The following is a 14,181-nucleotide window of genomic DNA, read 5'->3' as shown; positions in this document are numbered from 1 at the left end:
AATCCCGTGATTAGGGGAAATCCGTCAGGCGACTGGGGGCGCATCATTTCTTGCAACTATTAACCTGATTGGTTAAAAATAAAAATGGAGAAAGCTACGCCGCACTGCAGCCTGGCGCAGATCAAAACTCTTGTAGAGGCAGGAAAAGTACGTTCACCATGTCGGCATTGGCTGGTGCCGCGGAGCTAGGCTTTGATTTTGATGGCATTGTTCAAATTATCTTGTCATAGTCGACAAAGGATTTCTACAAGAGCATGACCACATATTCCAACCATCGGGTATGGCAGGACGTTTACATGCCCCTCACACCATCGGGCGAAATCTATCTTAAGCTGACCGTTGTCGAGGACGTGCTCATCGTGTCTTTCAAGGAGCTGTAATCATGAAGTGTCCATTTTGCGATGCCGCAGAAATGATCCATGACATCCGAGACAGGCCCTACACCTACAAGGGCGAGTCAACCGTGATCCAGGACGTGACGGGTAATTATTGTCCGGCCTGCGACGAAGTGCTTTTGGATGTAGACGAGTCAAGGCGGGTCAGTTCAGCGATGTCGCAGTTCAACAAGCAGGTCAACGCCTCGAGCATCGACCCCATGTTTATCGCCAACGTGCGCAAGAAACTTGCCCTGGATCAACGAGAGGCGGCCATGATTTTTGGCGGCGGAGTCAATGCCTTTTCACGTTACGAAACCGGAAAGACAAAGCCGCCCATGGCCCTGGTCAAACTCCTCAAGGTGCTTGACCGTCATCCTGACTTGCTCAAAGAGATCAGGACCGGGTAGGTTCACAGCTGTGCGCACACAGGGGGCGTGCCCCTACGGGATGTTGCGCGGTGATTTTGGGGATAATTCGGGTAAATGCGTTGGGGGCGGATTGTCGATGATGATCCCAAGGGGCAGGCCCTGTTCGGAATTTGCTTCCTTCACCTGAGAAATAGCGCTTCGAGCACTGGCCCAAGCGGACTGCGCTGTATGCAGTCCGTCTACGCCACGGCGACCTGAATATGACCGACCGGTCTGGTGGAAGGCATCATCCGGATCTCGATGTCGTAGCCTAAGCGGCTCAGGCACTCCATGAGCTTTCTTTCTGAAAACCTGTCGAGCTTTCCGCGTGTCATTTCCGAAACCTTCGGCTGGGTCAGCCCCATCCTCTCCGCTGCCTGCTGTTGGGTCAGGCCCAGTCGGTCCATGGCATTCATGATTTCGACGACCAGATCCGTCTTGATCTTGAGCTTGTCCGCATCGGGCAGCCCAAGATCCGCATAGGCAGTAACTGCTCAATAAGGCAGGGCAACCAACCACCGCGGATCCGTGCTGCCTGGATACCGGCCTGCGCCGGTATGACGGAGTGGAATACCTCGAAAGCGAGTTCCCTCGGTCGTCACCCCGGCGCAGGCCGGGGTCCAGGTGTTTTTTCTATGGTTCACTGCCCGGAGTTATTGAGTAGTTACCGTAGACATTACCCGAACCGACCTCGTATTCAATTCCCCTGGTGTCCTGTTTTTCCATGGTGACGCTCCTTTACAATGCTTCAGCAGCTTTCAGCCTCTGCTTGATAATTTCCATATGTTCCCTGGGAGTGGCAATCCCTCGTGTGCTCTTCTTCTGGAAACAACGCAGGACAAATACGATCTCGGCGAACCTCACGGTATAGACTGCCCGATACGTACCGCTAGTGGAATGCTCAGGCAAGGTCATCGATTTCTCCCGAATCCAGCGCAAAACCGCCCCTGGCCCTGGTCAAACTCTTCGTTTCCGACAGGATGTGAACACGCAGGGTCTGGAGACAACATCTCCCGTTTGCGAGTTTCTTGGAAGTGGTTACATTTTCTGGTAGCCTGGCAGCAAGACTTGCGGAGAGGGTGCCGACTGCGGAAGGCATGGGAAGCAATCCTGTCTTCACGAGCAGGCCGGGATCGAGCCGCAGCAACGCGATCAACATGCCGTTTTCAACCCCTTAATGGAGGTGTTTATGCAGTCTGACAGCGTGTACAAGATCATCGAACTGGTGGGGACGAGTCCGACGTCATGGGAAGACGCGGTCCAGAGGGTCGTGGAAAAAGCATCCAAATCATTGCGGGATCTCCGGGTTGGTGAAGTCAACAAGCTCGACGTCAAGATCGAGAATGGCAAAATCGTAGCCTATCGAGCCAGGGTGACTGTCTCATTCAAATATCATCCCAAGGATTGAGGCCGATTAATCGATTGATGCCGCCCGCCATGATCGTCGGACAGATCCTGGCGGGCGAAGTGCAGAAAGAGAGATCATGAGAGCGGAAAGGTAACTGCTCAATAAGGCTGGGCAACCAACCACGCGGATCCGTCTTGCCTGGATACCGGCCTGCGCCGGTATGACGGAATGGAGTACATCGATAGCAAGTTTTCTCGGTCGTCACCCCGGCGAAGGCCGGGGTCCAGGTGTTTTTGTGTGGTCCACTTGCCCGGAGTTATTGAGCAGTTACGAGGAAAGTGCCTATATCCGCGGAAAGTTTGTAACTACCCAGCTCATCCGCGAATAATTCGGACTGGATAGCGATAGCGCCGGCCTTCGCCGGCATGACTTACCTTGGAAAGGACGTGGTATGATACGTCATTCCGGCGAAAGCCGGAATCCAGCTCTGGCGAGTGACCACAGAGCATGCGCTGAATAGTTACGAAAGTTTCAACAAGGGAGTTGAATGGAGGACCACAATTATCGCATTCTCAGACCGGGCGAGAACTGCGGTCTGGTGGCCAGGGCGCATCGCGCGGCTGTGCTGATCGACGGCGAAAGCTATTTTGCCGCTTTTCGGCAGGCTGCCATGAAAGCTCGTCGGCAAATGTTCATTCTCGGCTGGGACATTCACAGCAAGGTCGAGTTGTTGCGCGGGGATGCCGCGATCGAAGCCGAAAAAGACGGTGCGCCCATCACTTTGGGACCATTGCTCAACCATTTGGCCCAGAACAACCCGAATCTGGAAATCCATATCCTGATCTGGGATTTTTCCATGCTCCTGAGCCTGGAGCGCGATCCGAACCTGCGGTTCAATCTGGGCTGGACGTTGCATCCCCGAGTTTTTTTTCATCTGGACAAAGAGCATCCCATCGGCGGGTCACAGCATCAGAAAATCGTGTCCATTGACGGTCAGATCGGTTTCTGCGGTGGTCTGGATCTGTCGCATTACCGTTGGGACTCTTCCGACCATGAACCGGACGATCCGCGACGCACGACTCCTGCCGGCGATCACTACGGGCCATATCACGACGTGATGATGATCGTAGACGGTGAAGCCGCCGCGGCCCTGGGCGATCTGTGCGCGGACCGCTGGCAACGGGCCACTCGTCAATCCGTCAAAGTCAACAGACATGACCAGTGGGATGCCTGGCCGGACTCCGTCCAGCCCTGGTTCAAGGAAGTGGATGTGGCTGTTGTGCGCACGGAGCCGCCCTTCAAGTCGCGGCAAGAGGTCCGGGAAGTGGAAGCCCTGTACAGGGATTCGATCAAGGCAGCCGAGCGCTCCATTTTTATCGAAAACCAGTTTTTCACGTCCACGGTGATCTGCGAAGCCCTGGAAGAGCGGTTGCGGGAGGAGCATGGTCCGGACGTGGTGATCATTCTGCCGAAAGAGGTTGATGGCTGGGTGGGCAACAAGTTCATGGAATTCCGGCGCGTGAACATCCTGAAAAAGGTGCTCAAGGCGGACGTTCATGGCCGGTTGCGGCTGCGCCATGCCTGGGTCGGAGAACCAACCAAGCATGGGATCATGATCCATGCCAAGCTGATGGTGGTGGATGATCTTTTCCTGCGCATCGGTTCGTCGAACCTGTCCAATCGCTCTTTGGGCATGGATACGGAATGCGATCTGGCCATCGAGGCGTCTTCACCGGAACAGGAAGCCGGAGTGCGTCGGTTGCGAAACGAGCTGCTGGCCATGCATCTTGGTTTTCCGACGGATGAAGTGGATCATCTGACCAGAGAAACAGGTTCCATTGTCCGGGTTGTGGATCTGCTTTCGAATCCGGAAAGATCCGACTCGAAAGCTCGCGGACTTGGCCCCTTAGAGGCTCAGGAAGAGCAGTTCCCGGAACTGGTCACCGAATCGGAAATCGTGGACCCGAAACGCCCCCTGGAAATCGACCGCCTGCTGGATGTCTTCATTCCTGACGAGACGACGCAACACAGCTGGCTGCGGGCAAAATGGCTGTGGGTTGTACTGGGTGTTCTGGCGCTGGTCGGACTGGCCGGAGCATGGCACTTTACGGCCCTTTCCGAGTACGCAAACCGGGAAGTCCTGGCCGAGACCATGGAGGGCATGGCGAGAGGCTGGACCATATATCCGCTGATCGTCATGGTTTATCTGCTTGGCGGCTTTATCTTGTTTCCGGTGACCGTGATGATCGGCGCCACGGCCATCCTGCTGGAACCCATACCCGCGATGCTCACGGCCTTTGCCGGGACCCAGGCCAGTGCCATTGTCCTGTATTTCGTAGGCATGAAATTGGGCCGCGAGCGGATCCAGAACATGGCCGGCAGCCGGCTGAACCGGATCAGCAAGCACCTGGCCAAGCACGGCGTACTGAGCGTGACCTTGATCAGGATCGTGCCCGTGGCACCGTATACCATTGTCAACATTGTTGCCGGCGCATCGCATATCCGCTTTTTCGACTATGTTCTCGGCACACTGCTGGGCATGACTCCGGGCATCCTGGCCGTGACGATCTTCACCGACCGGCTCTTGGCCTTTCTGCGACAACCCGACCTGAGCAACGTCCTGATCATGATCGCCGCCCTGGTTTTTCTTGTGTTCACCACCAGATGGCTCAAACGCAGATTTACCTGAGGGCCGATGACCGTACCCCTGCTGACTGCGGTGACATATAACGTCCATCAATGGGTAGGCATGGACAGTTTCTATGACCCATTCCGCGGACTCAAGGTTCTGCAGGAGATGGTCGCGGACGTTATCGGCCTTCAGGAAGTCAATTTTCCCAAACACATCAAGCACAAGATCACTCCCTCCATCCTGGCCGAAGAACTGGGCATGGAGCTGGTCGTGGGCAAGACCCTGATGCGCAAGGAGGCCTTCTACGGCAATGTCCTGCTGACGCACCTGCCTATTCGCGACGTTCGCCGGCACGACATCAGCGTGGGCAGCCATGAACCCCGCGCTGTTCTGGACGTGGATCTGCAAGCAGAATCCGGATTGATCCGGGTCCTAAACACGCACTTCGGCCTGCGGTTCATGGAACGGTGCAAACAGCATCAGCGGCTTCTGGAAATCCTGAAGGAGATCGACCACCGGGAAATGACCATTCTGATGGGCGATTTCAACGAATGGTTGCCGTGGTGTTTCCCTTTTCGAAAGATAATGACCATTTTCAAGTGTCTCCATGCCCCAAGATCCTTTCCCACCTTCTTCCCTTTGCTTGCTTTGGACCGGATTCTGGTCGCCCCGGACCAGCACCTGATCGAGATCCACGTCCACAAGAGCAAGCTCGCCAGAACAACCTCGGATCATTACCCCGTGGTTGCCACGATCAAGTGTTGCTGATCCATATATCAGCCTGAACTGGATCACTCCATTCCGGAACTGCATCCTGTCGCACGCCGCGAGCGGCGCTGCATCTGCCGCGAGCATTTCGCGAAGTACCCATCTCTCATAATCAATCTACAGGGAATCATGTATTTCAATAAATCCTTGGATTTGGTTATTCAAACAATACGGTAACCGCTCAACAGAATGGAAAGAGGTCAGCTATGTACGAACTTGTGACAAGCATGACCTGGATTCCCGCCTTCGCGGGAATGACTTGTTTGTATTATGCCGTCTCCGGATCAGTCATACCCGCGAAGGCGGGTATCCAGTCCGGATTTATTCGGACGAGCTGGGTGGTTACACAATACGTTCAGCAACTGGTGAACAATCAGGCGGAAGATGTCCGGCCTGAATACTCGTGATCCCGGACGGGGATCAATAACGTGTTCAAGGACCGGACGGACTCGAACCATGTCGAAACCCAAAAGGAATTGACTGCTTATGAATGAATCTCGCCAAGACGGTTATGTACGGTGGTTTGACGATCTCAGTTCCAACGACGTGCCTCAGGTCGGAGGCAAGAATGCTTCTCTGGGTGAAATGATCATGGCCCTGAAGGAGAAAGATATTCGTGTTCCCGATGGATTTGCCACGACCACCAAAGCCTACCGCGCGTTCCTGGCTGAAAACGACATTGAAGACCGGATCAAGGAACTGCTCGGTGAATATCAGCAGGGAAAGTCATCCCTGAAGGACACGGGGCAATCCATCCGCGACCTGTTCAAGCAGGGGGAGATGCCCGCGGAGGTGGCCGAGTCCATCCGCGATGCCTACCGGGAACTGGGCAAGCGCTACGATGCGACGGACGTGGATGTGGCGGCCCGTTCCAGCGCCACGGCCGAGGACATGCCCGAGGCCAGCTTTGCCGGACAACAGGAATCCTATCTGAACGTGACCGGAGAAGACGATCTGCTGGAGGTCTGCAAGAAGTGTTTCGCCTCCCTGTTCACCAATCGGGCCATCTCCTATCGGGAAGAACAGGGTTTCGAGCACATGAAGGTCGCCCTCTCCGTGGGCATCCAGAAGATGGTCCGCTCGGATCTGGCCGGTTCCGGAGTGCTGTTCACCCTGGATACGGATTCAGGATTTCCGGACGTGGTCCTGATCAACGCTGCCTGGGGACTGGGGGAAAACGTGGTCCAGGGCACGGTGAACCCCGATCAGTACACCGTGTTCAAGCCCTTTCTCGGCAAGGACGGCATCGAACCGATCATCGAAAAGACCCGCGGAGCCAAGGAAAAAAAGATGATCTACGCCAAGGACGGAGCCGAACCCACGAAGAACGTGTCGACCAGCGAGGAGGAGCAAAGTTCCTTCGTGCTGACGGACGAGGAAATTCTTCAACTGGCCCGTTGGAGCAAGGTTATCGAGGATCATTACGACAAGCCCATGGACATCGAATGGGCCAAGGACGGGGAGCAGGACAAGATCTACATCGTCCAGGCCCGGCCGGAGACGGTGCATTCCCGGAAGACCGGCCAAAGCATGAAGACCTACAGGCTCAAAGGGGAGGGCGAGCGTCTGGTGAGCGGCCTGAGCATCGGCCAGTCCATTGCCGCGGGCAAGGTCTGCGTCATCGAGAGCGCCGAGCAGATCGATGACTTCAAGGACGACTGCATCCTGGTGACCACCATGACCGATCCGGACTGGGTTCCGATCATGAAGCGCGCCGCGGCCATTGTCACCGATCACGGCGGGCGCACGTCCCATGCCGCCATTGTCAGCCGCGAGCTGGGCATTCCGGCCATTGTGGGCTCCAACGACGCGACGAAAAAGCTGCGGGACGACCAGGAAGTGACCGTATCCTGCGCCGAGGGCGACAAAGCCTTCGTCTACGATGGCATCCTCGAGTACGAGGAAGAAGACGTGGACTTGGAAAACGTTCCTGAGACAAAGACGCAAATCATGCTCAACATCGGCGCGCCCCAGGCGGCCATGCGTTGGTGGAAGCTGCCCTGCAAGGGCGTGGGCCTGGCCCGGATGGAGTATCTGGTCAACAACGTGATCAAGATCCACCCCTTGGCGCTGACCCGTTTTGATGACGTCGAGGACGACAAGGCCAAGGACAAGATTAGGGAGCTGACCCAGGGATATGCCGAAAAGAAGGACTATTTCGTGGAACTGCTGGCCAGGGGCATCGGAACCATTGCCGCTTCCCGTCATCCCCATCCGGTGATCGTGCGCATGAGCGACTTCAAGACCAACGAGTACGCCGACCTCATCGGCGGCCGGCAGTTCGAGCCCAAAGAGGAAAACCCAATGCTCGGCTGGCGGGGAGCCTCGCGCTACTACAGCGAGGACTACCGGGACGGCTTTGCCCTGGAATGCAGGGCCATCCGCATGGTGCGCGAAAAGTTGGGGTTCACCAACGTCCTGATCATGATTCCTTTCTGCCGCACTCCGGCCGAGGCGGACAAGGTTCTGGAAGTCCTGGCCGAGAACGGCCTGAAGCGGGGGGAAAAGGATTTGGAAGTCTATGTCATGGCCGAAATACCCACCAACATCCTGGAAGCCGAGGCCTTTGCCGAACGCTTTGACGGATTTTCCATCGGCTCCAACGACCTGACCCAGCTCGTCCTGGGCATCAGCCGGGATTCCGAAAAATTGTCCCACCTGTTCGACGAGAGTGAAGAATCGGTCAAGCGTCTGATCCGGATGCTTATTGATACGGCGCACAAGGCCGGGCGCAAGGTGGGAATCTGCGGCGAGGCGCCCAGCAACAACAGCGATTTCGCCGCTTTTCTCGTGAAATCCGGAATCGACTCCATTTCCCTGCAGCCGGACAGCGTGCTCAAGGTCACCCGGCGAGCTGCCGAGGTGGAGCAGGGCGGATGAGACAAGAACCTGAACCGTTATCGGAGATTTTAATGCAACCAAATGTGTACAGCCACCGCAAGGTGACCATCGTTGGAACAGGCTTGGTAGGCATGTCCTATGCCTACGCCCTGACCATCAAGGGGCTGGTCCGCGAACTCGGGCTGATCAACCGCACCGCGGCCCGGGCCGAGGGCGAGGCCATGGATTTGAGCCACGGGCTGCCCTTCGTGAAACCCATGGATATTCAGGCCGGCGGATATGAGCTTTGCAGGGATGCCCAGATCGTGGTCATCGCGGCGGGCGCGAACCAGAAGGAGGGGGAGACCCGCCTGGACCTGGCCAAGCGCAACGTGAAGATCGTCGAGGACATCGTGCCCCAAATCATGGAGAACAACTCAAACCCGATTCTGCTCATGGTCAGCAATCCGGTGGACATTCTGACCCATGTGGCGCTCAAGGTTTCCGGCCTGCCGCCGCAACGGGTGATCAGTTCCGGCACGGTGCTGGACACCATGCGCTTTCGACATCTGCTTTCCGAATTCTACAACGTCGATCCGCGCAACGTGCACGGATACGTCATCGGCGAGCATGGAGACAGCGAGGTGCCGGTCTGGAGCCGGGTGAACATCGCGGGAATTCCTTTGGATGACTACTGCGAGTCCTGCGGCAAATCCATCGAAGCCCGAAAAAAGGCCATCGAGAACGACGTTCGGACAGCAGCCTACGACGTCATCGAACGGAAGCAGGCCACCTATTACGCCATCGGTCTGGCCATGATCCGGATCACGGAAGCGATAGTCATGAATCAGCACAGCGTACTGACCGTGGGAACCTTGATGCAGGGCGAATACGGCATCAAGGACGTCTGCCTCTCCCTGCCCAGCATTGTCGGCGCCCAGGGCGTGGACCGCGTGCTGGCAAATCCTCTGGCCGAATCTGAACTCAATGCGCTTCTTGAATCAGCACGTATCCTACGTGAAGGTCTTGATTCCATCGGCTATTGAGCATGTCGTTCGCTTTCAGCAACTGTGCGGAGAAGATCATGTCTGAAGAACGAGATGCATACTTGAAGAGTTTGCAATCCGAGATTGATAAATGCAACGCCGAGATCGACAGGCTGGCGTACAAGGTGCATCAGTTCGAAGCTGAGATAAAGGCAAGGTATCTTCAGATGGAAGACTATCGTAATCAACGTCAATCTCTGGAAAACAAGATTTCGGAACTGCAGCGTTCCGAAGATGTTCCCGGTGATGAGGCAACGGAAGGTATTGAAACATCCTGGGACAGTTGGATGGAAAGCTTTGCGAAATCCAAGTCGGAATTCCAGAAGGGCTTCCATGAAGGCAGGACCAAATGAAGTTGGAATAACCATTACATCAAGGGAGAATTCAAATGCTGGGAAAAATCGTGATTGATCAGGATGAATGTATCGGCTGCGGCACTTGCGAATCCATCTGCCCACAGGTTTTTCGTCTGGATGAGGATGCGGCGAAGGGCGTTGTAATCATGGCCAGAGGAGGCCCGTCTGAATTTATCGAGGAGGCCATGGAGAGTTGTCCTCAGGAAAGTATCCGGATTTCCTGGTCGCGCAAGCCGTCCAGGAGACCCATGGAAGTAGAGGCTTTTGGTTGGCAAATGTAATGAGGTTGGCAATACTTCAACTTGGTCCGGCTTGCCTTGATCTGGCTGCCTTGCAAACTCCTATGTCGCCTTCGCAACAACTCTGCTTATTCCATGATGCAATACCCTTTATGTCATTGGAAAAACGCAGGACAGGCGAGGGAGACAAGGCCACATAATCAAGGCAAGCCGGACCAATTCCACCTGGACTTCGACTTTCTTTGTAAATCCGAAGAGCCAGATCCCCCCACAAGTCATATCGGCGAAAGCAGGGTGTTTCTCTATGACGATGCTTGGAATGTTAAGCAGTCGTCCTTGGAACAGGAGGAAAATCAGTATGAACAACAAAAATACCAAAAATGAATATATTCTGGATATGCAGCGCAGGATCGATGAATTGTACGGCTATATTGTCCAACTCAGGACAAAACTCAGCATTTCCAATCCTGAAAAGAAATACGAGTACAACAAACAACTGGAAAGCCTGCGTGAAGAGCGGGATGAACTTGAGAAAAAAGTCGCCGCAATGCAGGCAGCCGATGAATCCTCCTGGGAAAAGCTTAAGGACGGCTTTGAAAGATCTTGGGAATCCTTCAATGAAAGTTATGCCTCGCTAAAATTAAAATTTACACATGATTCCGAAAAAGAACGGGATCAAGATCATGAGAGGAGGGAATCATGACATTACGTATCGGACTCAACGGCTTCGGCCGGATCGGTAAGAATTTCGCTCGCCTGGTGATGCAGGATCCGGAAGTGGAGCTGGTGGCGTTCAATGCCCGAAAAAGTCCTTCGACCTATGCCTATACGTTCAAGTACGATTCCGTGCATGGAAACTGGCCGGGAGAAGTCAGCGCCGACGACGACGGCATTATCGTCGACGGCAAGAAGATCAAAATGACCAGCGCCGGCAAGGGCGAGTGGCAGTGGGGCGATCTTGGGGTTGATCTGGTTGTCGAGGCCACGGGCATGTTCGTGGATCGCGAATCCTGCCAGATGCATCTCGACGGGGGCGCCAAGAAGGTGATCATCAGCGCGCCCGGCAAGAAACCCGACCTGACGGTGGTCTACAACGTCAACCATGATCAGTACGATCCCTCGCAGCATAACATCATTTCCGTGGCCTCATGCACCACGAATTGCCTGGCGCCCGTGGTTCTGGCCCTGCACAAGGAGTTCACCGTCACGAAAGGGCTGATGACCACGGTTCATGCCTATACCACCAGCCAAGCTATCCTTGACAGCACGAACCCCAAGGATCCGCGGAGAGGCAGAGCTGCGGCCATAAACATCCTGCCCACGTCCACGGGAGCTGCGAAAATGGTGGGGCAGGTGCTGCCGGAAATGGAGGGCAAGATTGACGGCCTCGCCATCCGCTCGCCGAATCCGAACGGATCCATTGTGGATTTGACCGCCGTGGTGGAAAAACAGACGTCAGCGGATGAAGTGAATGAGGCGTTTCGCCGTCTGCAAAGCGAGACCCTGGGCTATTCGGATGAATACATTGTTTCAAGCGACATTGTCGGTGATACGCATGGATGCGTTATTGATGGGCGAAGCACGGCGGTGATCCAGGGAAACCTGGTCAAGGTTCTTGCCTGGTACGACAATGAAATGGGATTCAATAACCAGATGCTGAGAATGGTCAAATACGTGGGATCGAAGCTGTAAGACAAACGCCTGAAGTTTGCGCCCGAAGTCCGGCTTGCGCGGGAGCAATCTTGTGTTCATATAAAAAAAGTCCAGCATGGACAAACCATGCTGGACTTTTTTTATGCGATTCCAGAGTAGATGACTATTCCTGATATTCCGGCTGATTTTCGAACTCTTCCTCGGTCATCTGAATGTAGACCCTGATGTCGTCGTCCAGGCCCAGGAAAATGTCGATGTCATTCATGTCCACGGCGGCGGTATGTCCCCCGACACCGAGAAAACCACCGGCGGTTATCACGACGCGTTCAATTTGACCATCGGGAGCCATCAATACCTGTTCCACATTGCCGATGTTCTCGTGGTTGACATCAAAGACATTGGCGTCCCTCAGTTCGTCCACGGTAATGGTTTCCGGGGTGACCCGCTCAAAACCCTGGCCAGGATCGGGTCTGTAATGCTCACCTTCCGGCAAATGGGTGGTCCCTTCCGGAGACGGCGGATAGGTGGTGCGACGATATACGTCGCCCATATCCTGATCATCTCCATTTTCAGGGGCGGCTTGCTGCTGGTCATTGGTTCGTTCGTTTGAACGACCTTCCGGACTTCCCGCTGCTCTTTCATCGGCTGCGGCAAGGAGGATGAAAGCATCGCTTCCGGAATAATTTTCTAAATTGCTGGTTTCATTTGCAAAAACAGGGCTCAAGGCCAACAATCCAATAATCAAACTAAAGATCAAAGCTTTCATGAGTCACTCCTTTGTTGAGCAGTTACTTTTTGACGAACAAGAGCGCGAGTCCGACGACGGAAGAAACGCCGCCGATAATCAGCAGCCACATGGTGGATTCCGTGAACCTTCCGGTTAAGGCTTCGAAAATTTGATCATCCACGGCTTGAGAAGACTGGTATCCGAAAATGAGCATAATAATGCCGATCACAAGAAGTGCAATGCCAATTATCTGCTGGCTGTTCATGAATCCGTCTCCTTCTTGTTGCGAGTTGTCGTTTCTTCTTTCCGTGTTTGAAACAAAGCTGTCCAGGCATCAGATTGTTCCGTGCCTGGACAGCTTCGGGTCGTGCCGTGGCACGGTTATGACTAGTTGTTTCTTCTGTATTCAGGCTGGTTGCGCAGTTCCTGTTCAGTCATCGGAACGTACACGCGAATATCGTCTTCCCCGTCTCGTTGAATGTCGATCTGATCGATATCAAGGGCCACATCGCGTCCACCGAATCCGAGGAAGCCGCCCACTTTCACGACAACGCCCTCGACCTCGCCTTCGGGAGAGAGCAGCACTTCATCAACATTGGCAATATTTTCATTGTTGATGTCGTAGACATCGGCACCTTGCAGGTCATCCGCAGTCATCATTTGCGGTGATACACGGTTGAAGCCTTCCTGGGCCTGTCTGTCGTTATACTGCTGATCTCTTGTCTCGTCGTACTGCTCCGGCCGCTCTTCGGTGTTCACGCGGGGCTGTCCAACGCCTCCCGTGTGGTCAGGAGACTGCCGATCACGTTGGTATTCTTCCCGCATCTGTTGGTCTTCCCTGAATTCCGGGGCATTCTCAAGCTCTTCCTTGGTTGCTGGAATAACCAGATAGAATTCATCCTGACCTTCTCGCTGCACGACTTCCAGCGCGTCCATGTCGATGGCGATGGTCCGCGCACCCATGCCGAGAAAGCCGCCGACATCGACCAGCACGGCCTTGATTTCGCCGTCACGGGAAAGGATAAGATCGTCAATGGATCCGACATTTTCCCACTCGTCGGGTTCCTGGCTTACGGAACGGGGTACGTCACCGCCGCCCGATGCATAGACATCCTTGTCCATGATGTCGGATACACGCGTCATTTGCTCGTCCATCTGCTGAGGGTCGACAAACATATTGCCGTGTCTATCCGCGAATGCCGGACTCAAAGCCAATAAGCCGATGATAATGCTGAGAAACAATGTTTTCATGGTGGTTCTCCTTTCCTGTAAAAGTTAGGTTGAGTGAAGCATTCTACTCGCCTGTGTCTCTATGTATCCGGGTTGTGCTGCGGCCGATGTCGTTGTCGTATCGATGAGCGCCACCCTGGATTCCGTGTTCCCAATCCCGAATATTTGAATTGCGAAGAGTTTCGTTCTTCCCGTCTTGATCGTGCTGCTCCCGAGTTTCGGAATCGGAATATTCTTCGTGAGGTCGCCGATCATTTTCCAATTTGCCTTCTTGCTTTTTACGATCCGGCCCGGCGGGAATATGGCCGTAGGCTTCCGGGGCGCCTTCTGGCTGCCACTGGGTCGGTTCTCCGTCACTGGTTCTTGAATGTTCCTGAACTTCAACTTCCTGATGCATTTGCTGATCGCTAGGTTGTTCCTGATTCCGGGACTCGGCAAATGCGGGACTTATGGCCAATGATACAATGATGATGCTAAACATGAATCTTTTCATGGAGGCTCCCTTTGTTATGTTGGTGATCGCGAAGAGGAGGCCGCTCCAGTTTGTATTCTTCACAGTTCATTGACCCGTGATGAAC

The 14,181-nt window shown here is 54.6% G+C and carries 17 protein-coding genes and 1 pseudogene; 11 read left to right on the top strand and 7 right to left on the bottom strand.

The genetic code is table 11. From position 1 onward, the window contains the following. Window positions 1–254 precede the first annotated feature (254 nt). Together ACYQ15_RS05695 and ACYQ15_RS05690 are read left to right on the top strand one after the other, a co-directional pair. The gene (locus ACYQ15_RS05695) at window positions 255–380 is read left to right on the top strand and encodes a type II toxin-antitoxin system MqsR family toxin (RefSeq protein ID WP_459936559.1); all 126 of its coding nucleotides are present in this window, start codon (window positions 255–257) and stop codon (window positions 378–380) included. A gap of 2 nt (window positions 381–382) precedes the next feature. After that, a complete protein-coding gene (locus ACYQ15_RS05690; protein WP_459936558.1) occupies window positions 383–784 on the top strand; it encodes a type II toxin-antitoxin system MqsA family antitoxin in 402 nt (133 codons plus the stop codon). Window positions 785–984: 200 nt separating this feature from the next. Here the strand turns inward: ACYQ15_RS05690 and ACYQ15_RS05685 are convergent. The 3 genes and pseudogenes from ACYQ15_RS05685 to ACYQ15_RS05675 form a co-directional block, all read right to left on the bottom strand. Further along, a pseudogene (locus ACYQ15_RS05685) lies at window positions 985–1,257 on the bottom strand (helix-turn-helix domain-containing protein); the annotation flags it as partial. 265 nt (window positions 1,258–1,522) lie between these two features. Then, window positions 1,523–1,699 carry a type II toxin-antitoxin system RelE/ParE family toxin gene (locus tag ACYQ15_RS05680; RefSeq protein WP_459936557.1) on the bottom strand — a complete coding sequence of 59 codons (177 nt, stop codon included), beginning with the start codon at window positions 1,697–1,699 and terminating at the stop codon, window positions 1,523–1,525. After that, entirely contained in the window at window positions 1,686–1,943 is a 258-nt protein-coding gene (locus ACYQ15_RS05675) for a hypothetical protein (RefSeq protein ID WP_459936556.1), read from the bottom strand. Before ACYQ15_RS05675 ends, ACYQ15_RS05680 begins: the two co-directional genes overlap by 14 nt. Window positions 1,944–1,973: 30 nt before the next feature. On the opposite strand from ACYQ15_RS05675, the gene ACYQ15_RS05670 reads away from it, so the two are divergent. From ACYQ15_RS05670 to gap, 9 genes are all read left to right on the top strand, one after another. Further along, window positions 1,974–2,192, top strand: coding sequence for a dodecin family protein (locus ACYQ15_RS05670; protein ID WP_459936555.1), 219 nt, complete (start codon window positions 1,974–1,976; stop codon window positions 2,190–2,192). Between the two features lie 487 nt (window positions 2,193–2,679). Next, window positions 2,680–4,821 carry a VTT domain-containing protein gene (locus ACYQ15_RS05665; RefSeq protein WP_459936554.1) on the top strand — a complete coding sequence of 714 codons (2,142 nt, stop codon included), beginning with the start codon at window positions 2,680–2,682 and terminating at the stop codon, window positions 4,819–4,821. Between the two features lie 6 nt (window positions 4,822–4,827). Beyond that, complete coding sequence (locus ACYQ15_RS05660) at window positions 4,828–5,532, top strand: endonuclease/exonuclease/phosphatase family protein (RefSeq protein ID WP_459936553.1); 705 nt, start codon at window positions 4,828–4,830, stop codon at window positions 5,530–5,532. Window positions 5,533–6,018: 486 nt separating this feature from the next. Continuing rightward, window positions 6,019–8,412 (top strand): phosphoenolpyruvate synthase, encoded by a 2,394-nt coding sequence (ppsA, locus tag ACYQ15_RS05655; protein WP_459936552.1) that lies wholly within the window; start codon window positions 6,019–6,021, stop codon window positions 8,410–8,412. Between the two features lie 32 nt (window positions 8,413–8,444). Beyond that, window positions 8,445–9,398 carry an L-lactate dehydrogenase gene (locus ACYQ15_RS05650; protein ID WP_459936551.1) on the top strand — a complete coding sequence of 318 codons (954 nt, stop codon included), beginning with the start codon at window positions 8,445–8,447 and terminating at the stop codon, window positions 9,396–9,398. Window positions 9,399–9,436: 38 nt separating this feature from the next. Continuing rightward, on the top strand, window positions 9,437–9,751 hold the full coding sequence (locus ACYQ15_RS05645; protein ID WP_459936550.1) for a sll1863 family stress response protein: 315 nt from the start codon (window positions 9,437–9,439) through the stop codon (window positions 9,749–9,751). Window positions 9,752–9,786: 35 nt separating this feature from the next. Further along, window positions 9,787–10,035 (top strand): ferredoxin, encoded by a 249-nt coding sequence (locus ACYQ15_RS05640; protein WP_459936549.1) that lies wholly within the window; start codon window positions 9,787–9,789, stop codon window positions 10,033–10,035. A 316-nt stretch (window positions 10,036–10,351) separates the two neighbouring features. Then, window positions 10,352–10,696, top strand: a complete 345-nt coding sequence (locus tag ACYQ15_RS05635; protein ID WP_459936548.1) for a sll1863 family stress response protein — start codon at window positions 10,352–10,354, stop codon at window positions 10,694–10,696. Continuing rightward, the gene (gap, locus tag ACYQ15_RS05630) at window positions 10,693–11,685 is read left to right on the top strand and encodes a type I glyceraldehyde-3-phosphate dehydrogenase (protein ID WP_459936547.1); all 993 of its coding nucleotides are present in this window, start codon (window positions 10,693–10,695) and stop codon (window positions 11,683–11,685) included. The genes ACYQ15_RS05635 and gap overlap by 4 nt, the downstream gene beginning before the upstream one ends. Before the next feature lie 124 nt (window positions 11,686–11,809). On the opposite strand, the gene ACYQ15_RS05625 is transcribed toward gap, so the two are convergent. The 4 genes from ACYQ15_RS05625 to ACYQ15_RS05610 all read right to left on the bottom strand — a co-directional run bounded on the left by ACYQ15_RS05625 (window position 11,810) and on the right by ACYQ15_RS05610 (window position 14,084). Continuing rightward, window positions 11,810–12,412 carry a PRC-barrel domain-containing protein gene (locus tag ACYQ15_RS05625; protein WP_459936546.1) on the bottom strand — a complete coding sequence of 201 codons (603 nt, stop codon included), beginning with the start codon at window positions 12,410–12,412 and terminating at the stop codon, window positions 11,810–11,812. A gap of 22 nt (window positions 12,413–12,434) precedes the next feature. Further along, window positions 12,435–12,638, bottom strand: coding sequence for a DUF3185 family protein (locus ACYQ15_RS05620; protein WP_459936545.1), 204 nt, complete (start codon window positions 12,636–12,638; stop codon window positions 12,435–12,437). Window positions 12,639–12,760: 122 nt separating this feature from the next. Beyond that, the gene (locus tag ACYQ15_RS05615) at window positions 12,761–13,624 is read right to left on the bottom strand and encodes a PRC-barrel domain-containing protein (protein WP_459936544.1); all 864 of its coding nucleotides are present in this window, start codon (window positions 13,622–13,624) and stop codon (window positions 12,761–12,763) included. Window positions 13,625–13,667: 43 nt separating this feature from the next. Continuing rightward, window positions 13,668–14,084, bottom strand: a complete 417-nt coding sequence (locus ACYQ15_RS05610; protein WP_459936543.1) for a hypothetical protein — start codon at window positions 14,082–14,084, stop codon at window positions 13,668–13,670. Between the last annotated feature and the right edge of the window lie 97 nt (window positions 14,085–14,181).

This window comes from Desulfonatronum parangueonense (assembly GCF_054656975.1).
Note: the sequence above shows the minus strand (reverse complement) of the source record. Positions and strands in the feature narration are given on the sequence as shown.